Annotated in this window: 22 protein-coding genes and 1 tRNA gene; 19 read left to right on the top strand and 4 right to left on the bottom strand. The window is 65.4% G+C overall.

The window, feature by feature from the left end:
• Positions 1 to 5: 5 nt before the first annotated feature.
• Together BLQ85_RS10275 and BLQ85_RS10270 are read right to left on the bottom strand one after the other, a co-directional pair.
• Positions 6 to 656, bottom strand: a complete 651-nt coding sequence (locus BLQ85_RS10275) for a 3-oxoacid CoA-transferase subunit B (protein ID WP_007863118.1) — start codon at positions 654 to 656, stop codon at positions 6 to 8.
• Complete coding sequence (locus BLQ85_RS10270; protein WP_074576507.1) at positions 653 to 1,369, bottom strand: 3-oxoacid CoA-transferase subunit A; 717 nt, start codon at positions 1,367 to 1,369, stop codon at positions 653 to 655. Before BLQ85_RS10270 ends, BLQ85_RS10275 begins: the two co-directional genes overlap by 4 nt.
• Positions 1,370 to 1,482: 113 nt before the next feature.
• On the opposite strand from BLQ85_RS10270, the gene BLQ85_RS10265 reads away from it, so the two are divergent.
• Positions 1,483 to 2,286 (top strand): IclR family transcriptional regulator, encoded by an 804-nt coding sequence (locus tag BLQ85_RS10265; RefSeq protein WP_074576505.1) that lies wholly within the window; start codon positions 1,483 to 1,485, stop codon positions 2,284 to 2,286.
• Between the two features lie 6 nt (positions 2,287 to 2,292).
• Here the strand turns inward: BLQ85_RS10265 and BLQ85_RS10260 are convergent, their stop codons facing one another.
• Positions 2,293 to 2,514 (bottom strand): hypothetical protein, encoded by a 222-nt coding sequence (locus BLQ85_RS10260; protein ID WP_074576503.1) that lies wholly within the window; start codon positions 2,512 to 2,514, stop codon positions 2,293 to 2,295.
• Positions 2,515 to 2,705: 191 nt separating this feature from the next.
• Between BLQ85_RS10260 and BLQ85_RS10255 the strand changes: the two genes are divergently transcribed.
• Positions 2,706 to 3,140, top strand: coding sequence for a DUF1841 family protein (locus tag BLQ85_RS10255; protein ID WP_074576501.1), 435 nt, complete (start codon positions 2,706 to 2,708; stop codon positions 3,138 to 3,140).
• A 55-nt stretch (positions 3,141 to 3,195) separates the two neighbouring features.
• Here the strand turns inward: BLQ85_RS10255 and BLQ85_RS10250 are convergent, their stop codons facing one another.
• Positions 3,196 to 3,849 carry a c-type cytochrome gene (locus BLQ85_RS10250; RefSeq protein ID WP_074576499.1) on the bottom strand — a complete coding sequence of 218 codons (654 nt, stop codon included), beginning with the start codon at positions 3,847 to 3,849 and terminating at the stop codon, positions 3,196 to 3,198.
• A 136-nt stretch (positions 3,850 to 3,985) separates the two neighbouring features.
• On the opposite strand from BLQ85_RS10250, the gene BLQ85_RS10245 reads away from it, so the two are divergent.
• The 17 genes from BLQ85_RS10245 to BLQ85_RS10165 all read left to right on the top strand — a co-directional run bounded on the left by BLQ85_RS10245 (position 3,986) and on the right by BLQ85_RS10165 (position 25,401).
• Positions 3,986 to 4,840 (top strand): AAA family ATPase, encoded by an 855-nt coding sequence (locus BLQ85_RS10245; protein ID WP_007863108.1) that lies wholly within the window; start codon positions 3,986 to 3,988, stop codon positions 4,838 to 4,840.
• A gap of 16 nt (positions 4,841 to 4,856) precedes the next feature.
• Positions 4,857 to 5,084: a hypothetical protein gene (locus BLQ85_RS10240; protein ID WP_074576496.1), complete on the top strand. Its 228-nt coding sequence runs from the start codon at positions 4,857 to 4,859 to the stop codon at positions 5,082 to 5,084.
• Positions 5,085 to 5,086: 2 nt separating this feature from the next.
• Positions 5,087 to 5,674: a GNAT family N-acetyltransferase gene (locus tag BLQ85_RS10235; RefSeq protein WP_074576494.1), complete on the top strand. Its 588-nt coding sequence runs from the start codon at positions 5,087 to 5,089 to the stop codon at positions 5,672 to 5,674.
• 28 nt (positions 5,675 to 5,702) lie between these two features.
• Complete coding sequence (locus BLQ85_RS10230) at positions 5,703 to 6,917, top strand: vWA domain-containing protein (RefSeq protein WP_074576492.1); 1,215 nt, start codon at positions 5,703 to 5,705, stop codon at positions 6,915 to 6,917.
• Between the two features lie 50 nt (positions 6,918 to 6,967).
• Complete coding sequence (locus BLQ85_RS10225; RefSeq protein WP_254806401.1) at positions 6,968 to 8,926, top strand: autotransporter assembly complex protein TamA; 1,959 nt, start codon at positions 6,968 to 6,970, stop codon at positions 8,924 to 8,926.
• Positions 8,926 to 12,843 carry a translocation/assembly module TamB domain-containing protein gene (locus BLQ85_RS10220; RefSeq protein WP_074576488.1) on the top strand — a complete coding sequence of 1,306 codons (3,918 nt, stop codon included), beginning with the start codon at positions 8,926 to 8,928 and terminating at the stop codon, positions 12,841 to 12,843. The genes BLQ85_RS10225 and BLQ85_RS10220 overlap by 1 nt, the downstream gene beginning before the upstream one ends.
• Positions 12,844 to 12,910: 67 nt before the next feature.
• Positions 12,911 to 12,985 (top strand) — tRNA-Arg (locus BLQ85_RS10215).
• Between the two features lie 96 nt (positions 12,986 to 13,081).
• Positions 13,082 to 13,795, top strand: coding sequence for a tetratricopeptide repeat protein (locus BLQ85_RS10210; RefSeq protein ID WP_074576486.1), 714 nt, complete (start codon positions 13,082 to 13,084; stop codon positions 13,793 to 13,795).
• Positions 13,796 to 14,181: 386 nt separating this feature from the next.
• Entirely contained in the window at positions 14,182 to 15,441 is a 1,260-nt protein-coding gene (locus BLQ85_RS10205; protein WP_074576484.1) for a sarcosine oxidase subunit beta family protein, read from the top strand.
• A gap of 1 nt (position 15,442) precedes the next feature.
• A complete protein-coding gene (locus BLQ85_RS10200) occupies positions 15,443 to 15,751 on the top strand; it encodes a sarcosine oxidase subunit delta (RefSeq protein WP_074576482.1) in 309 nt (102 codons plus the stop codon).
• Entirely contained in the window at positions 15,748 to 18,744 is a 2,997-nt protein-coding gene (locus tag BLQ85_RS10195) for a sarcosine oxidase subunit alpha family protein (RefSeq protein ID WP_074576480.1), read from the top strand. The genes BLQ85_RS10200 and BLQ85_RS10195 overlap by 4 nt, the downstream gene beginning before the upstream one ends.
• Positions 18,737 to 19,390 carry a sarcosine oxidase subunit gamma gene (locus BLQ85_RS10190; RefSeq protein ID WP_083336810.1) on the top strand — a complete coding sequence of 218 codons (654 nt, stop codon included), beginning with the start codon at positions 18,737 to 18,739 and terminating at the stop codon, positions 19,388 to 19,390. The genes BLQ85_RS10195 and BLQ85_RS10190 overlap by 8 nt, the downstream gene beginning before the upstream one ends.
• Positions 19,391 to 19,402: 12 nt before the next feature.
• Positions 19,403 to 20,677, top strand: coding sequence for a serine hydroxymethyltransferase (glyA, locus tag BLQ85_RS10185; protein WP_074576475.1), 1,275 nt, complete (start codon positions 19,403 to 19,405; stop codon positions 20,675 to 20,677).
• A gap of 12 nt (positions 20,678 to 20,689) precedes the next feature.
• The gene (locus BLQ85_RS10180) at positions 20,690 to 21,661 is read left to right on the top strand and encodes a dipeptidase (protein WP_074576473.1); all 972 of its coding nucleotides are present in this window, start codon (positions 20,690 to 20,692) and stop codon (positions 21,659 to 21,661) included.
• 73 nt (positions 21,662 to 21,734) lie between these two features.
• Positions 21,735 to 22,616: a glycine betaine ABC transporter substrate-binding protein gene (locus BLQ85_RS10175; RefSeq protein WP_083336825.1), complete on the top strand. Its 882-nt coding sequence runs from the start codon at positions 21,735 to 21,737 to the stop codon at positions 22,614 to 22,616.
• A 181-nt stretch (positions 22,617 to 22,797) separates the two neighbouring features.
• Positions 22,798 to 23,331, top strand: a complete 534-nt coding sequence (locus BLQ85_RS10170) for a DUF5943 domain-containing protein (protein WP_074576471.1) — start codon at positions 22,798 to 22,800, stop codon at positions 23,329 to 23,331.
• 9 nt (positions 23,332 to 23,340) lie between these two features.
• Complete coding sequence (locus tag BLQ85_RS10165; RefSeq protein WP_074576469.1) at positions 23,341 to 25,401, top strand: NADH:flavin oxidoreductase; 2,061 nt, start codon at positions 23,341 to 23,343, stop codon at positions 25,399 to 25,401.
• The last annotated feature ends 1 nt before the right edge of the window (position 25,402 follow it).

The following is a 25,402-nucleotide window of genomic DNA, read 5'->3' as shown; positions in this document are numbered from 1 at the left end:
AGGCGTCAGGCGGCCGCGATCGGCAGGCCGACCAGTTTTTCAAGCTCGGCATGCGTGAGGCCGTCGACGGTGTCTATGAGCTTCAGGCCCTGCGGTGTGCACTCCAGTGTCGCCAGGTCTGAATAAACCCGCTTGACGCAGCCTATGCCGGTCAGCGGGTACGTGCATTGGCTCACCAGCTTGCTGGCGCCCTGCTTGGTCAGCAAATCCATCATGACCCAGGTCTGCCGCGCGCCTATGGCCAGGTCCATGGCGCCGCCCACGGCCGGAATCGCGCCGGGCTCGCCGGTGCTCCAGTTGGCCAGGTCGCCGGTGGCCGAGACCTGGAAGGCGCCCAGCACGCAGATGTCAAGGTGGCCGCCGCGCATCATCGCGAAGCTGTCGGCATGGTGGAAAAAAGCGCCGCCCTTGAGCAGCGTCACCGGCTGTTTGCCGGCGTTGATCAGGTCGTAGTCTTCCTGGCCCTCGGCGGGCGCCGGGCCCATGCCCAGGATGCCGTTCTCGCTTTGCAGGATGACCTCGCGGCCGGCCGGCAAATGGTTGGCCACCAGCGTGGGCTGGCCTATGCCGAGATTCACGACGGCCCCGTCAAAAATATCCTGCGCGACGCGGGCGGCGAGCTGGTCCTTGCTGCGGCGTTGGTAAGTCATGGTCATGCCGCCTTTTTAAAGCCGCCCGCTTGCGTAGCGGTGCGTTGAATCTTCACGATGTGGTGGACGAAGATGCCCGGCGTCACGATGGTCTCGGGATCCAGCTCGCCAAGCTCGGCGATCTCATGCACGGTGGCAACGGTTTTCTTCGCGGCCGTCGCCATCACCGGGCCGAAGTTGCGGGCCGCCATGCGGTAGGTCAGGTTGCCCCAGCGGTCGCCGCGCTCCGCCTTGATCAGCGCCACGTCGCCGTGGATGGGCATTTCCAGCACATACTGCCGGCCGTTGATTTCGCGGGTTTCCTTGGCGCTGCCGTCGGCGTTGCGGGCCAGCTCGGTGCCGTAGCCCGTGGGGCAAAAGAAGGCGCCTATGCCGGCGCCCGCCGCACGAATGCGCTCGGCCAGGTTGCCCTGCGGCACCAGTTCCAGTTCCAGCTTGCCGCTGCGGTACAGGCCGTCAAACACCTGGCTGTCGGCCTGGCGCGGGAAGCTGCAGATGATTTTGCGCACACGCCCGGCCTTGAGCAACGCGGCCAGGCCCACTTCGGCGTTGCCCGCGTTGTTGTTCACCACCGTGAGGTCTTTGGCGCCCTGCGCTATCAGGCCGTCGATCAGCTCATTGGGAATGCCCGCGGTGCCGAAGCCGCCTATCAGCACCGTGGCGCCGTCCTTCACATCCGCCAGCGCGTCGGCGACGGAAGCGGCAATCTTGTTGATCATTGAATCGTCTCCAGGAACGGCGGCCACGCCAATGAAGCATCGGCCACCACCAAAATATTGTTCGACATTAGAACAAGAGTTCGTATAATGAATTTTAGGAGATTTCGCTCACCATGGCAAACGCCGCATCCACGCCCACCACAGCCCACAAGCCGGGCGACGGCTATGTGCAGTCCTTCGCGCGCGGGCTGGAGGTCATACGCTCCTTCAGCGCGGACGCGCCGCGCCAGACGTTGACCGAAGTCGCCGGGCGCAGCGGCCTGAGCCGCGCGGGCGCACGCCGCATCTTGCTGACGCTGGAAACGCTGGGTTATGTCAGCAGCGACGGCAAGCTCTTCAGCCTCACGCCGCGCATCCTGGATTTGGGTTTTGCCTATCTGTCGTCCATGCCGATCTGGAACCTCGCCGAGCCGGTGATGGAAGCGCTGGTCGCCGAGGTCAAGGAGTCCTGCTCGGCCGCGGTGCTGGACGGCACGGACATTGTTTACGTGCTGCGCGTGCCCACGCACAAGATCATGAGCATCAGCCTGGGCGTGGGCTCGCGCCTGCCGGCGTATTGCACCTCCATGGGCCGCATGCTGCTGTCGGCCCTGCCCGAGGCCGAACTCATGAAATGCCTGCAGGCCTCCACGCTGGAGGCGCGCACCAAATACACCGTGACTGACGTGAAGGAACTCGCGGCCAAGGTCGCGCAGGCGCGCAAGCAGGGCTGGTCGCTGGTCAACCAGGAACTCGAGGAGGGATTGGTGTCCATGGCGGCGCCGATTACCAACCGCGCCGGCCAGACCGTGGCCGCCCTCAATATCAGCGGCCAGGCCAACCGTACCAGCGCCAAGGCCATGCAGGAGAGCATGCTGCCGCAATTACTCAAGGCGGCCCAGGCGATCTCGCGCTTACTTAGCGTTCAGCGCAATTGAGGCGGGTCAGGACTTCTTGAAGCCAACGACCAGGACGACAGCACCCAGAACAATAGCCCCCAGGCTCAGCCACTGCGGAATATTGACCGACTCTTTTTCCTTCACGGTCAGCTGTATCGGGCCTATCTTGGCGGCCGTGGTGTCCTTGGTGAAGCTGAAGCCGCCGGTGAAAAACCCGGCCAGGCCCAAAACAATCAGGACTATGCCTGTGATGCGTGCTGCGTTCATGGTGTCGATCTCCTCGCCGGGCTGTCAATGGTGGGAGTGGCCCCGCCCCGGAACTGCGCCACTCGCTGGTAGCAGCGTAGGCAGGGACGCGCTAACTGTCTGTAGGACGCAGCCCGCGGCCCCTGTGGCCCAAGCACTGATAACAGGCACACGCCGGCAGTGGAAAACCCCTGCGTGATACGCTTTCGCCCATGTTCACGCCCTCGCAAGCCGACGTCCGGCGCTTCTTCTGTTCCGTCTACGCCAAGGCCCGCGCCGGCCAGCCCATGGAGGCGATTGAAACCATCGCCAGCCAGTGGATCGAAGAGCACCCCGAATACCACGCGGATTTTGCCGATGCCGATGCCGCGCTCGAAAAAATGTATGACGTGGAAGCCGGCAAGACCAACCCGTTTCTGCACCTGTCCATGCACCTGTCCATCAGCGAGCAATGCTCCATAGACCAGCCGCGCGGCATACGCCAGGCCGTGGAACTGCTGACGGCCCGGCGCAACTCCCTGCATGACGCCCACCACGAAACCATGGACTGCCTGGGGCAGATGGTCTGGGAAAGCCAGCGCGCGGGGCGCCCGCCCGATGGCGCGGCCTATATCGACTGCGTGCAGCGAAGAGCAACTCGCGATTGACCCATAAAAAAAGCCGCTTGATGAAGCGGCTTTTTTGTGTGTGTGAGATTCCGGCTTAGCGGAATTTCTTCTGCGGAATGGTCTTCAGGTCGCCGTCCACAGAGGCCAGGTAGTTGGCCAGCTGCTTGAGTTCGGCATTGGTGTACTGCTTGGCCATGCCGGCCATGATGGCGTTGCCGCGGCCGACCTTGGGGTTGTTCTCGGTCTTGTAGGCCTTGAGCGCCACGAACAGGTAGTCGGCATGCTGGCCGCCGATCTTGGGGTAGGCCGGGTCAATCGGCTTGCTGAAGTTGTCGCCGTGGCAGGAGGCGCAATTGGCCTTGGCCAGCAGGGCCTTGACTTCGGTGCTGGGCTCCTTGGCGGCCTTGGCCGGCTCGCCCGCGCCGTCGGCGCTGTAGTGGGCGGCGAGGTCGGCGATGTCCTGGTCGGTCAGGGAGTCGGCGATGGCGCGCATCGTCGGGTGCTTGCGTTCGCCTTTTTTGTATTCATTGAGCGCGGCGGTGATGTATTTGGCGCCCTGGCCGGAAATCATGGGCACCTTGTAGACCTCGGGGAAAGAGGCCTGGTAGCCCTTGATGCCGTGGCAGCCTATGCACATGGCATTCTTGGTTTCGCCGGCCTTGGCGTCGCCCTTGATCTCCTGGGCCAGGCTGGCAGCCGTCGCACAAGAGACAGCAACGGCGAATATCGTGGTGAACAGCTTATTCATTTTGCGCGCACAATCAGGTGGGGATTCATCGTATAAAACAACCTTGGATTATATCTGGGCCCGCCGCGGCCAGGCACCCGTTGCCGGCCAGGCCCCGCAAAAGCCCGCTCCACCTTCACCTCCCTGACCCAAGAACATGAAATTTCAAGGCTCAAAAAACTACGTCGCCACCCAGGACCTGATGCTCGCCGTCAACGCCGCCGCCGCCCTGAAAAAGCCGCTGCTGGTCAAGGGCGAGCCCGGCACCGGCAAGACCATGCTGGCCGAGGAAGTGGCCCAGTCCCTGGGCCTGCCACTGTTGCAATGGCACATCAAGTCCACCACCAAGGCGCAGCAGGGCCTCTATGAATACGACGCGGTGTCGCGCCTGCGCGACTCGCAGCTGTCCACCGTGGACGGCGGCGAGAAGGTCAAGGACATCCACAACTACATCGTCAAGGGCGTGCTCTGGCAGGCCTTCACCTCGGAAACGCCGGTGGCGCTGCTGATCGACGAGATCGACAAGGCCGACATCGAATTTCCCAACGACCTGCTGCGCGAAATCGACCGCATGGAGTTCTATGTGTATGAAACACGCGAGCTCATCAAGGCCAGGCACCGCCCGCTGGTGTTCATCACCTCCAACAACGAAAAAGAACTGCCCGACGCGTTTTTGCGCCGCTGCTTCTTCCACTACATCAAGTTCCCCGACGCCGACACCATGAAGCAGATCGTGGACGTGCACTTCCCGGATCTCAAGAAAGAGCTGCTGACCGCCGCGATGAAAACGTTTTACGACGTGCGCAACCTGCCCGGCCTCAAGAAAAAACCCTCGACCAGCGAGCTGCTGGACTGGCTCAAGCTGCTGGTCGCCGAGGACATCCCGCTGGACGCCCTGCAAAGCAAGGACGACAAGGTCGCCGTGCCGCCGCTGGTGGGCGCGCTGCTCAAGAACGAGCAGGACGTGACCCTGTTCGAGAAGCTGGTTTTCATGCAGCGCAACAATCGCTGAAGCACAGGACCGATTCATGAACCAAAAATCCCTGTTGGTCGAAGGACTGTCCGATGCGGTCGGTTTTGTAGCCGGCGCCCTGCTGGGCTTCTGGATAGGCCGGCTGCTGGGCCTGGATATTTTTGCGGACGGTTACGGCAATGCCGCCATAGGCGGCATCGTGCTGGTGGGCCTGGGCGGCGGCCTGGGCCTGCAGCTGGCCAGGCGCTGGAGGAAGCGGCAAAAACCCGAAGGAGAGAACTGAGCATGGCTTTTGTCGAACCCGTGACACTGCAGGCGCGCGGCGTGCGCCTGGTGCCCCTCGCTTTGGAACACGAGGCCGGCCTCAAGGCCGCGGCCGCCGACGGCGAGCTCTGGAAGCTGCGCATCACCTCCGTGCCCGAGCCGCATGAAACCCGCGGCTACATCGAAACGGCGCTGGCCACGGCCAACCGCTTCGCCTTCGCGGTGACCGACGACGCCAGCGGCGAGGTGCTGGGCTCCACGAGTTACCACGACATCGTGCCCAACCTCAAGCGCGTCGAGATCGGCTACACCTGGTACGCCGCGCGCTGCCAGCGCACCCATGTCAACACCACCTGCAAGCTCCTGATGCTCACGCATGCCTTCGAAACCCTGGGCTGCAACATCGTGGGCTGGCGCACCGACAACTTCAACCACGCCTCGCAGCGCGCCATCGAACGCCTGGGCGCGCGCAAGGACGGCGTGCTGCGCGGCCATGCGCTGCGCCGCGACGGCACCATACGCGACACCGTGATGTACAGCCTGGCCGCCGGCGAATGGCCCGAGGTCAAAGCGCAACTGCTGTACTTGCTGGATAAGCCAAGAGCCTGAAGCGCCGACCGCCAAGGAGTAGCTCACCATGCTCATCGATTTCTTTTACACCCTGCGCTCGGCCAAGCTGCCGGTCTCCGTCAAGGAATACCTGATGCTGCTGGAAGCGCTGGAGGCCGGCGTGGTCGGGCCCAACAGCGACAAGCTCGAGGGGCAACAGGGTGAAGGCGCCTGGAAGATCGACGACTTCTATTACCTGAGCCGCACCGTGCTCGTGAAGGACGAAAAAAACTACGACAAATTCGACCGCGCCTTTGCCGCCTACTTCAAGGGCGTCGAGATGCTGGCCGACTTCACCAAAGACATCCCGCTCGAATGGCTGCGCAAGAACCTGGAGCTTGAACTGAGCCCCGAGGAAAAAGCCAAGATCGAAAAAATGGGCTGGGACGAGCTCATGGAAACGCTCAAAAAGCGTTTTGAGGAACAGAAGGAACGCCACGAAGGCGGCAGCAAATGGATAGGCACGGGTGGCACCTCGCCCTTCGGCGCCAACGGCTTCAACCCGCAGGGCATACGCATAGGCCAGGAAAAAAGCCGCAACAAGAGCGCGGTGAAAGTCTGGGACCAGCGCGCCTACAAGGACTACGACGACACGCAAGAGCTGGGCACACGCAACATCAAGGTCGCGCTGCGCCGGCTGCGCAAGTTCGCGCGCCAGGGCAATGCCGAGGAACTGGACCTGGACGACACGATCCGCTCCACTGCGGCCAATGCCGGCTGGCTGGACATCAAGATGGTGCCCGAGCGCCACAACAACGTGAAGGTGCTGCTGCTCATGGACGTGGGCGGCACCATGGACGAACACATACACCGCGTCGAGGAAATGTTCTCGGCCGTGAAAGCCGAGTTCAAGCACCTGGAGTTTTATTACTTCCACAACTGCGTTTACGACTTCATGTGGAAGAACAACCGCCGCCGCTTCAGCGAAAAATTCCCGACCTGGGACATCATCCGCAAGTACAACAAGGACTACAAACTCATTTTCGTCGGTGACGCGACCATGAGCCCCTATGAAATCCTGCAGCCCGGCGGCAGCGTGGAATACAACAACGAAGAAGCCGGCGCCGAATGGATGCAGCGCCTGACCAACGCCTTCCCCAAGTTCGCCTGGATCAACCCCGAACCGCAAGGCGTCTGGCAATACCGCCAAAGCATTGGCGTGATCCAGCAGTTGGTCAACCAGCGCATGTACCCGCTGACCATCAAAGGGCTTGAGGAAGCCATGCGGATGCTCTCCAAATAAGAGACTGCCTCCTACGCTTGAGCATGGGAGCGCTCAAGTAAACTGCCCCCGTGACCCCTCCCAGCATCCACAGTAAGCACTGCGCACGGAAGGCCACCCCGGGCGCTGCTTTCGCCCTCTTTGCGATCCTGCTGGCGCCCTTGGCCGGCGCGCAAACAGCTGCGCCCGCGGACAGCACAACACCGCCTTCCAGCGTCACGCAGACCGCACCCGCCCCGCCACCGCCGCCTGAAAAAGTCTCACCCGGGCCCACACCCGAGGGCGCGACGGGCCCGACCAGCGCCCAGCCCGAAGTCACGGCTTTCGACATCGCGGTGCGCGCGCCGCAGCCCCTCAAGGACCTGCTCGACAAACACCTGGAGCTGCAGCGCTACCGCGCGGTGACCGACCTCGACGAGGCCGAACTCGCGCGCCTCATCGTGCTGGCCGAGCGCAATGTGCGCAACCTGGCCGGCACGCTGGGCTACTTCAGCCCCAGCATCAACATCACACGCGAAGGCGCGGCCGGCCAGAAGCCGACCATTGTGGTCGCCGTGGAGCCCGGGCAGGCCACCATCGTGGGCGGGGTGGCGATTGATTTCGCGGGCGACATCGCCGACTCCCCCGACCCGGACGCCAAAGCCCAGCGCGCCGGGATAGAACGCGACTGGCGCCTGCCCGCGGGCCAGCGCTTCACCCAGGACACCTGGGACGGCGCCAAGACCCAGGCCCTGCGCGAACTGGTGGCCCGCCGCTACCCGGCCGGCAAGCTGGCCGACAGCCTGGCCGACGTGGACGCGCCCACCAACAGCGCGGCACTCAGCCTCAAGCTGGACTCCGGCCCGCTCTACCGCCTGGGCCCGCTGCAAGTCAGCGGCGTGGAGCGCTACGACCCGGTGCTGGTGCCGCGCCTGGCGCGCCTGACGCCGGGCACGCCTTACGACCAGAACCAGCTGAACGAGGCACAGCTGCGACTGGCCTCCAGCGGCTACTTCGATTCGGCCTATATCTTTGTCGATCCCGAAAGCGACCCGAACGCCGCGCCCGTGCAGGTCCAGGTGCGCGAGGCCAAGCTGCAAAAAGTCATCCTGGGCGTGGGCGTGACCACCGACAGCGGCCCGCGCGCCTCCGTCGAGCACACCCACCAGCGCGTGCCGGGCACCAACTGGCGCGCCGTCACCAAGCTGCAGCTCGAAAAGAAGGCGCCTTATGCGCAGACCGAATGGACCTCCATTCCCGACGAGTCCAACTGGCGCTGGGTGGCGCTGGCGCGCGCCGAGCGTGTCGACGATGACGACCTGGTCACGCGCTCCAGCCGCCTGCGCTTTGGCCGCACCCAGGCCGGCGAGCGCATAGACCGCAATATGTATGTGCAGTACGACAGGGCCAGCGTCAGCGGCAGCGGCCAGCTCAACAGCAGCGCCGCAGACATCGGCGACGGCTCGGCCCTGTCGGTCAACTATGTCTGGACCGGCCGTTATTTCGACAGCCTGCCCTTCCCCAACAAGGGCTACGGCCTGGGTTTTGAACTCGGCGGCGGCAGCACCATGGGCACGCAGCACCTGCCCTTCACACGCGCCGTGGGCCGCTGGCTGGGCATTGTGCCGCTGGAGCGCGGCCGCATCGCGATGCGCGCCGAGGGCGGCGCGGTGATGGCGAAAGACTCCGCCCGCATTCCCGGCACCCTGCTGTTTCGCACCGGCGGCGACACCACGGTGCGCGGCTACGGCTACCGCGACATCGGCATCAAGCTGGACAACGGCGTGATCGGGCCGGGCCGCTACATGGCCGTGGGCAGCGTCGAATACCAGCGCCCCCTGCTGCGTGACGGCCGGCCCAGCGAGTGGGAGAACACTTTTTTCATCGACGCGGGCGCCGTGGCCGACAACCCCAAGGACATGAAACCCTCCGTCGGCATAGGCACAGGCGTGCGCTGGCGAAGCCCCATAGGCCCGCTGCAGATGGATGTGGCCTACGGCGTCAAAGCCAAGCAGCTGCGCCTGCACGTCAGCGTGGGATTTGTTTTCTGATGGATACCTCCACCACACCCACCCAAGCCGAATCGCCCTCGCGCCCGCCGCGGCGCCGGCTGCGCGCCGCGGCCTGGGCCGCGGGCAGCGTCGTGGCCCTGGCCGTCGCCGCGACGGGCGGCGCCTGGTGGTGGGCCGGCACCGATGGCTCGCTGGCCACCGCGCTGGGCTGGATCGCGCGCTCGCAGCCGCTGAGCGCCGAAGGCGTCACAGGCTCCTTGCGCGCCGGCGGCCGCATTGAGCAACTGGTCTGGCAACAAAACGGCTTGCGTGTGGACCTGCGCGAGCTCACGCTGGCCTGGCAACCCTGGTCGCTGCTGCAGGGCACACTCAAGGTCAACCGCCTGGCGGCCGCCAGCGTGCGGGTCGACGACCAGCGCCCGCCCTCCACCGAGCCCTCGGTGCCGCCCTCGGCGCTCGGGCTGCCGCTGCCGGTGCTGCTCGAAGGCTTTTCCGTCGGGCAATTTCAGTGGCATGGCGGCGCGGAATTTTCCGCATCGGGCCTACGCGGAAATTATTCTTTCAACGGCTTCTCGCACCAGCTTGAACTGCTGGGCGCGCAGGTCGCGCAAGGCCGTTACAGCGGCAAGGCCACGTTGGCCGCGCACGGCAAGCTGCAGCTTGATGCCAGCCTTAACGGCGCGCTCGATGCAGCCCTGCCCGGCGGCAAGACCAGGGTGCCACTGGCCTTCAAGGCAACAGCCAGCGGCCCACTCACCGAACTGCTGCTCAAGGCCGAGCTGCAGATGCAGAATGCCGCCGCGCAAAAAAACCAGCCGCGTCCCCAAGCCAATGCCACGGCCCGTGTCATGCCCTGGGCCGCGCAACCACTGCCGCAGGCCGATGCGACATTTCGCGACCTCGACGTCGCCGCCTTCTGGCCTGACGGCCCGCAAACCCAGCTCACAGGCAGCGCCAGCGTGCGGCCGGCGGACAGCGCGCCGGTGTCATCCGCTTCCGCATGGGGCCTGCAGCTGCAGCTCAGCAACAGCCAGCCCGGCCCCTGGGACCAGCACAAGCTGCCGCTGGAGCGCCTAGACGCCCAGGGCGAATGGCGCGGCGGCGCGGCCCTGGTGCGCACACTCAAGGCCAGGCTGGGCGGCGGCGAACTGCTGGCCAGCGGTGAATGGGCCGATGCGCCTGCCTCGCCCGCCAGCGCCAAAACCCCCGCCTGGAAAATGCAGGCCAGCCTGCAACAGGTCAACCCCGCCCTCTTGCACAGCCAGCTCGCGCCGCTGCCGCTGGACGGCAAGGCCCAGGCCCACAGCCAAGGCACCGCCATTGCGTTTGAGGCCAACCTGCAGGCGGCGCGCAACGATGCGGCCGCGAAGAACAACCCCCTGGGCGCGCTGCGGCTGCGCGACGCCAGCGCCACCGGCAGCTGGAATGGCGAGCAAGCCGGCGGCACCCTGCTACTCTCGGCCCTGCGCGTGCGCAGCGACGATGCTGAACTGAACGGAAACCTTGAGGCCCAACCCGCAGCGCAAGCCGGCAAAGGCAAGCTGGTGCTCAGCGCGCCCGGACTGGACGCGCAGGTGCAAGGCGAGCTGCGTCCCGCCAGCGGCAAAGGCGAATTGAGCCTGCGCGGCCGCGACATGGCCCAAGCCCTGCGCTGGCTGCAAAAGCTGCCCGGCATGCCAGGCGCGCTGAAATCCGCCGCGGCCACCGGCAGCGCCGAGCTGCAGGCGAGCTGGCAAGGCGGCTGGCAGGACCCGGACCTGCAGGCGCGGCTGGAGCTGCCATCCCTCGACTGGCGCATGGCCGCGGCGGATACCGAGGCCTTCAAGGTCCGCGCCTTGCAGGCCACCCTCTCGGGCCGCCTGAGCCAGGCCCAGCTCAACGCCCAGGGCCGCCTGGAAGCCGGCACGCGCCGCTACACATTGCAGCTCGCGGCCCAGGGCGGGCGAGGTGGTGCGGCGCGCAGCACGCCGCTGGCCGAATCGCCCTGGCAAGGCCTGATGCAGCAACTGAGCCTCGGCGTGCAAGACCCCGCGCTCGGCACAGGCGCCTGGCAGCTCAAGACGCGCGGCGGCGTGCCGCTCAAATGGACACCCGCGCGCAACGGCGGCGCGTTTGAAAGCGGCGCCGGCGAGGCGCTGCTGATCGCACCGGCTTCGGGTGCTTCGGGCGCTTCGGGCGCCTCCACCCCCTCGCAGGCCACACTCGCCTGGCAGCCGCTGCGCTGGCGGCCGGGCCGCGAACTTGTCACCGCCGGCAAACTCAGCGGCCTGCCCCTGGCCTGGATAGAACTGTTCGCCGGCCCGCAAATGGCCGGCGCCGGCCTGGGCGGCACCCTGCTGCTGGACGGCGACTGGGACGCCACGCTGGGCGATACCCTGCGCCTCAAAGCCAGCCTCGCGCGCAGCAGCGGCGACATCACGGTACAGGCCGAAACCGCGCAAGGCACCTCGGCGCGCGTCGCGGCCGGCGTCAAGGAAGCGCGGCTCTCCTTGCAAAGCGAAGGCGAAGCCGTCACCCTGGCCCTGCGTTGGGACAGCGAGCGCGCCGGCACGGCCGAGGGCCAGCTGCGCACACGCCTGGCGCGCGCGCCCGCCGCGGCCGGCGGCGGCTGGCTCTGGCCCGCGGATGCGCCCCTGGCCGGCCAGCTGCGCGCACAGCTGCCGCGCATAGGCGTGTGGTCGGTGCTGGCGCCGCCCGGCTGGCGGCTGCGTGGCTCGCTGGGCGCCGACGTCGCCATCAGCGGCACACGCGCCGCGCCGCAACTGGCCGGCGATTTGCAGGCCGATGACCTGGCGCTGCGCTCGGTGGTCGACGGCATTGAATTCGGCAACGGCCGGCTGCGCGCCAAACTCGACGGCACCCGCATGCGCATCAACGAGTTCACGCTGCAAGGCGCGGGCGACAAGGGCACGGGCGGCATACTCACGGCGCAGGGCGAAGCCGGCTGGGTCGACGGCAAGCCGCAGGTGCAACTCAGCGCGAAAATCGAGCGCCTGCGCGCCAGCATACGCACAGACCGGCAGATCACCGTCTCCGGCGACATCCAGGCCGGCCTCAAGGGTGTCCAAAGCGAACTCACCGGCAAGCTGCTGGTCGACCAGGCCCGCATCATCCTGCCCGACGAAGGCACGCCCCAGCTGGGCGACGACGTGGTGGTGCGCAGCACACGCGGCGCGGCGGCCGGCCAGAAGGCCCCCGCGCAGACCAGCGCCGACACCACCGACCGCGACGCGCGTCCCGTCAAGCTGGCCGTGGAACTCGACCTGGGCCGCGACTTCCGCATCCAGGGCAAGGGCATAGACACACGCGTGCGCGGCACCCTGGCGCTGAGCGGCGACAACCTGCGCGAGCCCCGGCTCAACGGCACCATCAACACGGCAGGCGGCCAGTACCGCGCCTACGGCCAGCGCCTGGACGTGGAGCAAGGCATGCTGCGCTTTACCGGCCCCATCGACAACCCGGCTCTCGACATCCTGGCCATACGCCCCAACCTCACGCAGCGTGTGGGCGTACAGATCACCGGCACCGCCTTGCTGCCGCGCGTGCGCCTGTATGCCCAGCCCGAACTGCCCGACGCCGAAAAACTCTCCTGGCTGGTGGTGGGGCGCTCCTCCGCATCCGGCGGCGCCGAGGCCGCCATGCTGCAACAGGCGGCCCTGGCCCTGCTGGGCAGCAAAGGCGGAGGCGGCATGTCGGGCGGCTTGGCCGCCTCGCTGGGCCTCGATGAGCTGTCTTACCGCGGCGCATCCAGCAACACCGACGGCAGCACCACCGAAAGCGCCCTGACCCTGGGCAAACGGTTTTCGCGCAATTTTTACGCGGCTTACGAGCGCACCATCTCGGGCGCACTTGGCACCCTGTACGTGTTCTACGACCTGTCGCAACGCTTCACCGTGCGCGCCCAGGCCGGCCAGCAAAGCGCGGTGGATTTGATCTTCACCGTGCCCTACGACTAAGGCCGGTTCCGGTGGCCCGGAACTGGCTCCCGCCACCGAATACAATCACGGCTTCTCCCCGAGAAGTGCCGCCATAGTTCAATGGATAGAACGAGTGCCTCCTAAGCGCTAGATACAGGTTCGATTCCTGTTGGTGGTACCAGGACCTTGCAGGTTCTTAAGGCTGGCAAGCCAAGCATATTCTGCTTATTTCACCAATATTCCCCATGCAAATCTGGCAACCGCCCGGGAGTCTCCAATGAAGCGCCAACTCGTACTCGTCGCACTGACCATTTGTGCCGTATTGCCCGTCGCACAAGCTCAAAAGGTCGGAGAGACGGTGGCTACTCCATTTCAGGGGTTTGCGCATAGTGCAAAGGGCTCGCAGTTGCGCGACCAAGTCAATGATCTGGTTGCACTGGTTCGGGCAAAACGTCTATCAGATGCCGAACGGAAGGCCATTGAGCTCCAAGAGAAATTTGAAGCATCTTTCGATCGCAAGATGCGCCAATACTCCTTCCAGTCAAAGGAAGAATATCTGGAGTTCAAACAAAGCGCACCCGAGCAATTTGAATGGATCGATTGGGGCTACAAAGAGACCCTTCAGATGAAGGCATTCATCGCAGCAGATAAACGAGAGTTCCCGACGGCGCTTTCGATCTTGGCAACCATCGAAAAAATCGCACCCGCTTCGGCCGGCACAGCAGCGGAGAGAGGTTACATCCTGAACCAGCTAGGCCAACCAGAAAACGCACTGGCTGCGTATAAGAAGGCCCTCTCGCTTTCCACTCGATATCAGTCTCAGCGGCCATTTCAAGCCGCGGCGCTTCGCGGTATAGGCTTCGCACTGATCGAGCTCAGTAAGTTGGATGAGGCTGAAGCTGTGTTTAACGACTCTCTCAAAATCGAGCCAGCCAACAAAGTCGCGCTAAATGAACTGGCCTACATACGTGATCTTCGCGCGAAGAGGTAGGCCCAACCCTTCCATCGAGTAGCCGTCACTCAGCGCAGGCTCGATTCCTGTTGGTGGTACCAAGACCTCGGCCCCCCTTCCAGCCCGGCCGACCGGACGCGAGCAGGAATCACGCGGACACCCCGGGCCGGCGGCAACGCCATTCCCCTCAGATCACCGTACCGACGTAGCCTTGAGCCTATTCCGGCCGGCTGTGACCCGAAGAGGGCACGCGCGGCCACAGACCCATTTCCAAGTATTCGCCGGCCTTGCCCGCTACCTCCCAGGGATAACCAGACCCGACACCATGTCGGATTTGAACAAGTGTGCGTCTGCCGGGCGCAAGTTCGCGCATCTGGGAAATCCAACAATGAGCGCAGATTCATTGGACCTCCCCACAAGCGACTATGCGCGGCCAAAACTACTCTCTCTGGAGCCTGCTCAAGCATGGCTTCAAAAACCACCAGACCTGGGAACCCGCCTGGGAACGGGTGGCCTTGAAGCCGTCCTACGACGTGGTGATCGTCGGCGGCGGCGGGCACGGCCTGGCCACGGCCTATTACCTGGCCAAAAACCATCCCCAGGTCGGGCGCATCGCGGTGCTGGAAAAGGGCTACCTGGGCGGCGGCAACACCGCGCGCAACACCACCATCGTGCGCTCCAACTACCTGTGGGACGAGTCGGCGGCGATCTATGAGCACTCGCTCAAGCTGTGGGAAGGCCTGACCGAAGACCTGAACTTCAACGTGATGTTCAGCCAGCGCGGCGTGTTCAACCTGGGCCACACCCTGCAGGACATGCGCGATATCGAGCGCCGGGTCAACGCCAATGCGCTGCAAGGCATAGACGCCCATGTGCTGAACGCGCGGGAAGTGAAGGAAAAGATTCCCCAGCTGGACTGCAGCCGCAGCCGCCGCTACCCGGTGCTGGGCGCCAGCTGGCAGCCGCGCGCCGGCATCGCCCACCACGACGCCGTGGCGCGCGGTTTTGCCCGTGCCGCCAGCCGCCTGGGCGTGGACCTGATCGAGGGCTGCGAAGTCACCGGCATGGACATCTCCGGCGGCAAGATCCGCGGCCTGCAAACCAACCTGGGCATGGTGAAAACCGACCGTGTGGGCTGCGTGGCCGCCGGCCATTCATCGGTGCTGGCCAAAATGGCCGGCCTGCGCATGCCGCTCGAAAGCCATCCGCTGCAGGCCTTTGTGTCCGAATCGATGCAGCGCGTGATCGACACCGTGATCATGTCCAACGCGGTCCACGGCTACCTGAGCCAGTCGGACAAGGGCGAGCTGGTGATAGGCGCCGGCATCGACAGCTACCTGGGCTACGGCCAGCGCGGCAGCCCGCACGTGATCGAGCACACGGCGGCCGCCATCATCGAGCTGTTCCCCCAGTTCTCCCGCGTGCGCATGAACCGCCAATGGGGCGGCATTGTGGACGTGACGCCCGACGCCTGCCCGATCATTTCCAAGACGGCAGTCCAAGGCCTGTTCTTCAACTGCGGCTGGGGCACCGGCGGCTTCAAGGCCACGCCGGGTTCGGGCCATGTCTTTGCCGACATGCTGGCCCAGGGCGAACCCAATGCGCTCGCCAGATCCTTCACCGTGGACCGCTTCCACACCGGCCACCTCATCGACGAACACGGCGCCGCAGGCGTCGCCCACTGATATGTTTTTATTGCACTGCCCCCACTGCGGCGAAACGCGGGACGAAGAAGAGTTCAGCAACGCCGGTGAAGCCTATATCCCCCGCCCGCTCCAGCCCGAGGCTGTGGACGACGCCACCTGGGGCGACTATGTTTTTATGCGCAGGAACACCAAGGGCTGGTTCTGGGAGCAATGGCAGCACACCGCGGCCTGCCGCAAGGTATTTGCCGTGAAGCGCAACACCGCCAGCTATGAAATCGCCGGCACCTGGACCCTGGCCGAAGGCAAGGCCTTGTTTCTGGCCGACATGGCCAAGGAGCAAACGAAATGAGCGGCTCCAGGGTTCCCCAGGCCGGCACGCGCATCGACAGCACGCGCACGGTCAACTTCAGCTTTGACGGCCGCGACTACACCGGCCACCCCGGCGACACGCTGGCCTCCGCCTTGCTGGCCCACGGCGTGCGCCGCATGGCGCGCAGCTTCAAGTACGGCCGTCCCCGCGGCATCATAGGCGCGGGCGCGGAAGAGCCGAACGCGCTGGTGCAGCTGGGCACGGGCGCGCTGACCACGCCCAACGTCAAGGCCACCCAGGCCGAGCTTTATGAAGGCCTGAGCGCCCGCTCCACCTCGGGCTGGCCCTCGCTGGACTTCGACTTGAAGTCGGTGCTGGGCCAGGGCTCGCGCTTCATGCCGGCCGGTTTTTACAGCAAGACCTTCAAGTGGCCGCAAAAGTTCTGGCCGCTGTATGAAACCGTGATCCGCAAGTTCGCCGGCTTCGGCGACGCGCCGGCCGAACCCGATCCCGAGGACTACGACCACCTGCACCACCACGTGGACGTGCTGGTCGTCGGCGGCGGCGCCTGCGGCCTGCTGGCCGCGCTGCAAGCCGGCCGCGCCGGGCTCAAGACCCTGCTGCTGGACGAGCAGAACGAACTCGGCGGCTGGCTGCTGTCCGACCCCAACGCCCAGATCGACGGCCGCAGCAGCGAGGCCTACATCCGCTCGGTGCAGGCCGCCCTGGCCGAGATGCCGCATGTGACGGTCCTGGTGCGCACCACCGCCTTCGGCATGTATGAACAGAACCTGGTGCAGGCCGTGGAGCTGCTGCAAGACCACATCGCGCCCGGGCAGCGCCAGGCCCACCTGCCGCGCCACCGCATGCACAAGATACGCGCGCACCAGGTGGTCCTGGCCACGGGCGCCATCGAGCGCCCCCTGGTGTTCGGCAACAACGACCTGCCGGGCGTGATGACGGTTTCCGCCGGCCAGACCTTTTTGCATCGCTACGGCGTGCGTGTCGGCCAGCGCGTGGTGATCTGCGGCACCAGCGACCTGATCCACGACTGCGCCGAAAGCCTGGCCAAGGCCGGCGCCCAGGTCACCGTGGCCGACGTGCGCCACAGCGCGGTGGCGCGCAACAGCAGCTACACGGTGATGGCGGGCCACTGCATTGCCGAAGCCACCGGTGGCGGCGAGGTCAAGGGCGTCAGGCTTGTGCCCCTGCATCCCACCCGCGACGAAGCGACCGGTGCCGGTACCTTCCTGGCCTGCGACGTGGTGCTGAGCTCCGGCGGCCTGTCGCCCACGGTACACCTGTTTTGCCACGACGGCAGCCGCCCGCAGTGGGACGAATCGCTCGCGGCCTTTGTGGCGCCGCACACGGGGCGCAAAGGTGTTGCCTGCGCCGGTTCGGTCACCGGCGCTTTCGAGCTGGCCGACGCGCTGGCACAAACCACCCAGGCGATGCAGCAAGTGCTGGCCGCCTGCGGCAAGACCGACACCTTGCCGGTGCCGTCCTGCCCCCAGCCCCGGCGCCTGCAGCCGCGCCCCATGTTCCGCCTGCCCGACGGCAAGGCCGAAGGCGCGGGCGCCAAGGCGTTTGTCGACTACCAGAACGACGTCAGCGCCGGCGACATCGAACTGGCGGTGCGCGAGAACTACCACTCGATCGAGCACGTCAAGCGCTACACCGCGCTGGGCTTCGGCACCGACCAGGGCAAGCTGTCCAACGTCAACGGCTTTGTCATCACGGCCCGCGCGCTCAAGCGCCCGGTCAGCGAGGTCGGCACCACCACCTACCGCCCGGCCTACACGCCGGTCAGCCTGGGCGCCCTGGCCGGCACCATGTCCGGGGAGCTGTTCGACCCGAACCGCTACGGCGCCATCCATGCCTCGCATGTGGCGCGCGGCGCGGCGCTGGAGCCGGTCGGCCAATGGCAGCGTCCCTGGTACTTTGCCAAACCCGGTGAAGACCTGCATGCCGCGGTCGCCCGCGAATGCCTGGCCGCCCGCAACGGCGTGGCGGTGATGGACGCCTCCACCCTGGGCAAGATCCAGATCGACGGCCCGGATGCACGCGAATTCCTGAACCGCATCTACGCCAATGCCTGGACCCAGCTGGCCGTCGGCAAATGCCGCTACGGCCTGATGCTGGACGAAAACGGCATGGTGATGGACGACGGCGTGACCGCCTGCATCGAACAAAACCAGTTCTACATGACCACCACCACCGGCGGCGCGGCCCGGGTGCTGAACTGGCTGGAGCGCTGGCACCAGACCGAATGGCCCGAACTCAAGGTCTGGATGACCTCGGTGACCGACCATTGGTCCACCATCGCCCTGGTGGGGCCCAAATCACGCGCGGTGCTGGCCAAGCTCTGCGCCGACATCGACCTCTCGCCCGACAGCTTCAAGTTCATGGACTGGCGCGCGGGCACGGTGCACGGCCTGCCCGTGCGTGTGTTCCGCATCAGCTTCTCGGGTGAGTTGTCTTATGAACTCAACGTCGAGTCCGGCTACGGCCGCGCGCTGTGGGAGGCGGTGATGGCCGCCGGCGCCGAGTTCGACATCACGCCTTACGGCACCGAAACCATGCACGTGCTGCGCGCCGAAAAGGGCTTCATCATCGTCGGCCAGGATACCGACGGCTCCATGAGCCCGATGGACCTGGACATGGCCTGGGCCGTCGGCATGAAAAAGCCCTTCAGCTTCCTGGGCAAGCGCTCGCTGTCACGCAGCGACACGGCCCGCGAAGGCCGCAAGCAGCTGGTGGGGCTTTTGCCCGAAGACCCGGCCAGCGTGCTGGTCGAGGGCGCGCAAATCATGGAAAGCCCCACCGTGGGCGCGCAAAACCAGATGCTGGGCCATGTGACCTCCAGCTACCACAGCGCCTTCCTGGGCCGCTCCATCGCCATGGCCGTGGTCGCCGGCGGCCTGCAGCGCAAGGAGCAGACCCTGTATGTGCATGCCCATGGCAAGGTCACGCCCGCCAAGGTCGGCTCCAGCGTATTCGTGGACCTGAAAGGCGACCGCCAAAATGTTTAACCCACCCAACGTCATGCTGGAATCTCCCCTGCACGCCTTCGGCCTGCCCGCGCGCGCGGCAACGCCCGCCCAAGAGAACCGCGTGGCCATGAGCGAGCTGCCCCACCTGGGCTATATCGTGCTGCGCGGCAAGGCCGACGACACCGCCTTCATGCAAGGCGTGGCCGGCGTACTGGGCCAGGCCCTGGTGACACAACCTATGTCGGTCGTGGCCACCACCGCCGGTGCGGTGCTCTGGGTCTCGCCCGACGAATGGCTGCTGGCCTGCAAGCGATCGGCCCGCGACGCATTGCTGGCCGCGCTGACAGCTGCGCTGCAAGGCGTGTTCGCCCAGGTGGTGGACAACAGCGGCGGCCTGACGGCGTTGCGCATCAGCGGCCCCGACCACCTGCTGCTGCTGCGCCAGCTCGGCCCCTATGACTACGAAAGCCTGGCCGTGGGGCGCTGCGCGAGCACTGTGGCCTCCAAGACCGGCTTCACCGTGGTGCGCACCGACACCGAGGGTGTGGTGCTGGTGTTCCGCCGCAGCTTCGCCGATTACACCTGGCGCCTGCTGGAGCGCACCGCCAAGCCTTACCGCCTGTGCATCACCAGCCCGGCGCACTGTGCCGACCCGCTATTCACCCCCTTGTTAGAAATCGTTTGAAAGAGCGTCCCCATGCAAACTGAAGCTTTCTTTTCCACAGGCGTGGCCCAGGCCGACCCGGCCGTCAGCCTGGCCATGGACCACGAACTGCAGCGCCAGCGCGAGCAGATCGAGCTGATCGCCTCGGAAAACATCGTCTCCCAAGCCGTGCTGCAAGCCCAGGGCTCGGTGCTGACCAACAAATACGCCGAAGGCTATCCCGGCAAGCGCTACTACGGCGGCTGCGAACACGTGGACGTGGTCGAGGCCCTGGCGATTGAACGCCTGTGCAAGCTGTTCGGCTGCGAGTTCGCCAATGTGCAGCCCCACTCCGGCGCGCAGGCCAACACCGCGGTGATGCTGGCGCTGGTGCAGCCCGGCGACACGGTGCTGGGCATGTCGCTGTCGGCCGGCGGCCACCTGACGCACGGCGCCAAGCCGGCGCTCTCGGGCAAATGGTTCAAGGCCGTGCAGTACGGCGTGCGCCGCGCCGATTCGCTGATCGACTATGACGAGGTCGAAGCGCTGGCCCTGGAACACAAGCCCAAACTCATCATCGCGGGTTTTTCCGCCTACCCCCGCACCATCGACTGGGCGCGCTTTCGCGCGATTGCCGACAAGGTCGGCGCCTACCTGATGGTGGACATGGCCCACGTCGCCGGCCTGGTCGCCACCGGCGTCTACCCCAGCCCGGTGCCGCACGCCCACGTGACGACCTCCACCACCCACAAAACCCTGCGCGGCCCGCGCGGCGGCGTGGTGCTGACCAACGACGCGGAGATCGCCAAGAAGATCAACTCCTCCGTGTTCCCCGGCTCGCAAGGCGGCCCGCTGATGCACGTCATCGCCGCCAAGGCCGTGGCCTTTGGCGAGGCGCTGCAACCGGGCTTCAAGGCCTACACACAACAAGTCGTGGCCAATGCCAAGGCCCTGGGCGCGGTGCTCAAGGCCGGCGGCCTGGACCTGGTGACCGGCGGCACCGACAACCACCTGCTGCTGGTCGACCTGCGCCCCCTGGGCCTCAAAGGCAATACCACCGAGGTGGCGCTGGAACGCGCCGGCATCACCTGCAACAAGAACGGCATTCCCTTCGACGACGAGAAACCGACCATCACCTCCGGCATACGCGTCGGCACGGCCGCGGGCACCACACGCGGCTTCGGCGTGGCCGAGTTTGAAGAAGTCGGCCGGCTGATGCTGGAAGTCTTCAACAGCCTGAAAAAGAATCCCGCCGGCGACGCCTCCGTGGAAGCTTCAGTCTATGCCCGTGTCAAAGCATTGACCACCCGTTTCCCTCTGTACGCCTAAAGGACAAACGCCATGAGCACGCTGCACCAAGACTCCCTCATCATCGATGGCCTGATCATCTCCAAGTGGAGCCGTGAGGTGTTCGAGGACATGAAAAAAGGCGGCCTCAGCGCCGCCAATTGCACCGTTTCGGTGTGGGACGACTTCAAGAGCACGGTGCACAACATCGCCGAGATGAAGAAATCCATCCGCGACAACAGCGACCTGCTGTCGCTGGTGCGAACCACGGCCGACATCGAGCAAGCCAAAAAAGACGGCAAGACCGGCATCATCCTGGGCTTCCAGAACGCCCACGCCTTTGAAGACCAACTCGGCTATGTCGAAGCCTTTGCCGACATGGGTGTGCGCGTGGTCCAGCTTTGCTACAACACGCAGAACCTGATTGGCACCGGCTGCTACGAGCGCGACGGCGGCCTCTCCGGTTACGGCCGCGAAGTCATCGGCGAGATGAATCGCGTCGGCATCATGGTGGACCTGTCACACGTAGGCGCCAAGACTTCGGAAGAAGCCATCCTCGAATCCAAGAAGCCCGTGACCTACAGCCACTGCCTGCCCGCCGGCCTGAAGGAACACCCGCGCAACAAGAGCGACGAGCAGCTCAAATTCATCGCCGACCGCGGCGGCTTTATCGGCGTGACCATGTTTCCTCCCTTTCTCAAGCGCGGCCCCGAAGCCACGGTGGAGGACTACGTCGAAGCCCTGGACTATGTGATCAACATCGTGGGCGAAGACTGCGTAGGCGTGGGAACCGACCACACCCAGGGTTATGGCAAGGAATTCTTCGACATGCTGACCCACGACAAGGGGCAGTTCCGCCGCCTCACCAATTTCGGCACCGTGCAAAACCCGCTGGGCATACGCACCATCGGCGAAATGCCCAACCTGACAGCCGCCATGGAACGCGCGGGCTGGCCGGTGGCCAAGATCACAAAGGTCATGGGGCGCAACTGGCTCCGTGTTTTTGGTGAGGTGTGGGGCGTGTAGTTCACACTCCCCCAACAGGGTTGTTCTTGCTTTCTTTGCCTTCTTCCCATTAATCAGGAGTGTTCGTACCATGATGAAACCGCAAAAAAATATTTCCCTCGGCCAGCGCCGCAAATTCCTGGCGCAGACACTGGGCGCGTCGGCCCTGGCCGCCACGGGCATGGGCGCCTTTGCCCAAGCCAAGCCCACGATCAAGATCGGTTTTGTCGACGGCTGGTCCGACAGCGTGGCCACCACCAACCTCGCCGCGGCCATCATCCGCAGCAAGCTGGGCTACCCGGTTGAGCTGGTGCCGCTGGCGGCGGGCATCATGTGGCAAGGCGTGGCGCGCGGCGACCTGGACATGACGCTGTCGGCCTGGCTGCCGGTGACGCACGAAGCCTACCTGACCAGCTTCAAGGACAAGGTCCAGATCCTGGGCGCCAACTACCCCGGTGCCAAGATCGGCCTGATCGTGCCCGACTACGTCAAGGCCACCAGCCTGACCGACCTCAACAACTTCCGTGCCGATTTCGACAACCGCATCGTGGGCATTGACGCCGGTGCGGGTGTGATGCGCAAAACCGAGGAAGCCATCAAGGCCTACGGCCTGGACATGCGCCTGCTGCCCAGCTCCGGCCCGGCCATGGCCGCCGAACTCGACCGCTCCTACCGCGCCAACAAATCCATCGCCGTCACGGGCTGGATTCCGCACTGGATGTTCGCCAAGTACAAGCTGCGCTTCCTGGCCGATCCCAAGAACATCTACGGCGCCGAAGAGCATGTGGACAGCGTCATCAACCCGGCGCTGAACACCAAGGCACCGGCTGTCGTGGCTTTCCTGAAGAAATTCTCGTGGAAGCCGGAAGAAATCGGCGCCGTGATGCTGGCCGTCGAAGGCGGCTCCAAGGCGGACGCGGCAGCCGAGAAGTGGATGAACGACAACGCCGCGCGTGTTTCGAGCTGGCTCGGCTAAAGCGCCGCAAACACCGGGCGCAGATAGCGGCCCGGTGGTCCCAGCCGGCCTGGGACCACCGGCCGCCATCGGATCGGGGGTGAAGCCTTCCCCTGCCCCGTGGTTTGACCTTTGCTTTCCGCCAGACACAAACAGGCCGTGTTCCAGGCCGTGTTCCGACATCCATAACGAGACTCCCAAGATGAACCCGCAACTCCCCATTGAAGTTGATGCCCAGACCGGGATCTGGACCACCGACGGCCTGCCGATGATTTATGTGCCGCGGCACTTCTTCGTCAACAACCATGTCGAAACCGAGGCCGTGGTGGGCCGCGAGGTCTATGCCCCCGCGCTCTACAAGGCGGGGCATCGCTCGGCGTATTTCTGGTGCCAGAAAGAGGCGGCCACGCACGGCTTGTCCGGCATAGCGGTTTACGAGCACTACCTCAAGCGCCTGTCGCAGCGCGGCTGGGGCCTGTTTTCCTTCATCGAATCGGACGCCGCCACCGGCCGCGCAAAGATCAAGCTCGATCACTCGGTATTCGTGCTCGCGCAAGGCATTGCCGGCGTGCCGGTGAACCACAGCAAGGTCTGCTACCTGTTCGCCGGCTGGTTCTCGGGCGCGATGGACTGGGTGCTGGAGACCAGCGGCTCGGCCGTGCGCACCAGCAGCGCCGAAACCCAATGCGCGGCCGAGGGCCACAGCCACTGCGTGTTCACCGTCAGCCCCCTCTAGAGATCCGCCATGCGCTACCCGCATTTGTTTGAGCCCATCCGCCTGAACCAGGTCCTGCTGCGCAACCGCATCGTCAGCACCGCGCATGCCGAGGTGTATGCCGAAGGCGGCAACCCGACCGAGCGCTACATCCGGTATTACGAGGAAAAAGCCAAGGGCGGTGTGGGCCTGGCGATTTGCGGCGGCTCCAGCCCGGTGTCGCGCGACAGCCCCTGGTCCTGGTGGAGCTCCGTCAACCTGGCGAAGAACTCGGTGATCGAGCCCCTGGCCAAGCTGGCCGAGACCATGCACAAGCACGGCGCCAAACTGATGATCCAGGCCACCCACATGGGCAGGCGCAATGCCTGGCACGGCTTCGACTGGCCGCACCTGGTCAGCCCCTCGGGCATACGCGAGCCGGTGCACCGCGGCAACGCCAAGACCATAGAGATCGAAGAGATACGCCGCATCGTGGCCGACTACGGCCGCGCCGCCAAACGCGTGAAGGACGCGGGCCTGGACGGCATCGAAATCTCCGCCGCGCACCAGCAGCTGGTCGACCAGTTCTGGAGCCCGCGCGTGAACCACCGCACTGACGAGTACGGCGGCAGCCTGGAAAACCGCCTGCGCTTCGGCATGGAAGTGCTGCAGGCCGTGCGCGAGCAGGTCGGCGCCGATTTCTGCGTCGGCATGCGCATGTGCGGCGATGAATTCCATGAAGACGGCATCAGCCACGAGATGGCCAAGGAAATTGCCCAGGCTATGTCGGAAAGCGGCCTGATCGACTTTCTGAGCGTGGTCGGCTCCGGCGCGGATACGCACAACACCCTGGTCAACTGCATGCCGCCCATGGCGCTGCCGCCCGAGCCCTTTGTGCACCTGGCCGCCGGCATCAAGTCGGTGTCCAAAGTGCCCGTCATGCACGCGCAAAGCATTCGCGACGCCTCGCAGGCAGAACGCATCCTGGCCACCGGCATGGTCGACATGGTGGGCATGACCCGCGCGCAGATCGCCGACCCGCACATGGTCATCAAGATCCGCGACGGCCGGGAAGACCAGATCAAACAGTGCGTGGGCGCCAACTACTGCATAGACCGCCAGTACAACGGCCTGGACGTGCTGTGCATCCAGAACGCCGCCACCAGCCGCGAAGAAACCATGCCGCACACCATTGAAAAAACCACGGGTGTTCGCCGCAAGGTGGTGGTGGTCGGCGCCGGCCCGGCCGGCCTGGAAGCCGCGCGCGTGGCCCGCGAGCGCGGCCACGAGGTCGTGCTGTTCGAGAAAAACACCGTCGTCGGCGGCCAGGTCAACCTGGCGGCCAAGCCGCCCAAACGCGAGCAGATGGCCGGCATCATCCGCTGGTTCGACATGGAGACCCAGCGCCTGGGCGTGCAGCGCCGCCTGGGCGTGGCGGCCACGCAGGAAATGATCCTGGCCGAGCAGCCCGACATCGTGGTGCTGGCCACCGGCGGCACACCGCACATGGGGCAAACGCCGGCCTGGGGCGCGGCTGAAGGCCTGTGCGTGAGCAGCTGGGACATTTTGTCGGGCGCGGTCGCGCCGGGCGAAAACGTCTTGGTCTATGACAGCATCAGCACCCATGCAGGCACCGGCGCGGCCGACTTCATCGCCGCGCGCGGCAAGCTGGTGGAGATCGTGACACCCGACGTCAAGGTCGCCGACGACGTGGGCGGCACCACCTTCCCGATCTTCTACCGCCAGCTGTACGCCAGCGGCGTGATCCAGACGCCCAACTTCTGGCTGGAGCGCGTCTACCGCGAAGGCGACAAACTGATCGCCGTGCTGAAGAACGAATACACCGAAGCGCTGGAAGAGCGCGCGGTGGACCAGGTGGTCATCGAAAACGGCATCCTGCCCAATGACGGCCTGTACTGGCAGCTCAAGCCGCTGTCGCTCAACAAGGGCCAGACCGACATCGAGGCCCTGTACGACGCGCAGCCGCAACCCGGCTTGAGCCAGGCCACCGGCAAGGGAGACTTCCTGCTCTACCGCGTCGGCGACTGCATCTCCATGCACAACATCCATGCGGCGATCTACGACTCGCTGCGCCTGTGCAAGGATTTTTGAC

The sequence above is a fragment of the Polaromonas sp. JS666 genome (assembly GCF_900103405.1).
Classification (GTDB): Bacteria; Pseudomonadota; Gammaproteobacteria; order Burkholderiales; family Burkholderiaceae_C; genus Polaromonas.
This window is presented reverse-complemented; position numbering and strand designations above follow the sequence as displayed.

Bases quoted from the DNA above. Each gene is read 5' to 3' on its own strand.
- BLQ85_RS10220 (WP_074576488.1), top strand. From the start codon at position 8,926: ATGGATACCTCCACCACACCCACCCAAGCCGAATCGCCCTCGCGCCCG.
- BLQ85_RS10240 (WP_074576496.1), top strand. From the start codon at position 4,857: ATGAACCAAAAATCCCTGTTGGTCGAAGGACTGTCCGATGCGGTCGGT.
- BLQ85_RS10210 (WP_074576486.1), top strand. From the start codon at position 13,082: ATGAAGCGCCAACTCGTACTCGTCGCACTGACCATTTGTGCCGTATTG.
- BLQ85_RS10260 (WP_074576503.1), bottom strand. From the start codon at position 2,514: ATGAACGCAGCACGCATCACAGGCATAGTCCTGATTGTTTTGGGCCTG.
- BLQ85_RS10165 (WP_074576469.1), top strand. From the start codon at position 23,341: ATGCGCTACCCGCATTTGTTTGAGCCCATCCGCCTGAACCAGGTCCTG.
- BLQ85_RS10245 (WP_007863108.1), top strand. From the start codon at position 3,986: ATGAAATTTCAAGGCTCAAAAAACTACGTCGCCACCCAGGACCTGATG.
- BLQ85_RS10195 (WP_074576480.1), top strand. From the start codon at position 15,748: ATGAGCGGCTCCAGGGTTCCCCAGGCCGGCACGCGCATCGACAGCACG.
- BLQ85_RS10255 (WP_074576501.1), top strand. From the start codon at position 2,706: ATGTTCACGCCCTCGCAAGCCGACGTCCGGCGCTTCTTCTGTTCCGTC.
- BLQ85_RS10230 (WP_074576492.1), top strand. From the start codon at position 5,703: ATGCTCATCGATTTCTTTTACACCCTGCGCTCGGCCAAGCTGCCGGTC.
- BLQ85_RS10270 (WP_074576507.1), bottom strand. From the start codon at position 1,369: ATGATCAACAAGATTGCCGCTTCCGTCGCCGACGCGCTGGCGGATGTG.
- BLQ85_RS10235 (WP_074576494.1), top strand. From the start codon at position 5,087: ATGGCTTTTGTCGAACCCGTGACACTGCAGGCGCGCGGCGTGCGCCTG.
- BLQ85_RS10180 (WP_074576473.1), top strand. From the start codon at position 20,690: ATGAGCACGCTGCACCAAGACTCCCTCATCATCGATGGCCTGATCATC.
- glyA (WP_074576475.1), top strand. From the start codon at position 19,403: ATGCAAACTGAAGCTTTCTTTTCCACAGGCGTGGCCCAGGCCGACCCG.
- BLQ85_RS10250 (WP_074576499.1), bottom strand. From the start codon at position 3,849: ATGAATAAGCTGTTCACCACGATATTCGCCGTTGCTGTCTCTTGTGCG.
- BLQ85_RS10175 (WP_083336825.1), top strand. From the start codon at position 21,735: ATGAAACCGCAAAAAAATATTTCCCTCGGCCAGCGCCGCAAATTCCTG.
- BLQ85_RS10200 (WP_074576482.1), top strand. From the start codon at position 15,443: ATGTTTTTATTGCACTGCCCCCACTGCGGCGAAACGCGGGACGAAGAA.
- BLQ85_RS10190 (WP_083336810.1), top strand. From the start codon at position 18,737: ATGTTTAACCCACCCAACGTCATGCTGGAATCTCCCCTGCACGCCTTC.
- BLQ85_RS10205 (WP_074576484.1), top strand. From the start codon at position 14,182: ATGCGCGGCCAAAACTACTCTCTCTGGAGCCTGCTCAAGCATGGCTTC.
- BLQ85_RS10265 (WP_074576505.1), top strand. From the start codon at position 1,483: ATGGCAAACGCCGCATCCACGCCCACCACAGCCCACAAGCCGGGCGAC.
- BLQ85_RS10170 (WP_074576471.1), top strand. From the start codon at position 22,798: ATGAACCCGCAACTCCCCATTGAAGTTGATGCCCAGACCGGGATCTGG.
- BLQ85_RS10275 (WP_007863118.1), bottom strand. From the start codon at position 656: ATGACCATGACTTACCAACGCCGCAGCAAGGACCAGCTCGCCGCCCGC.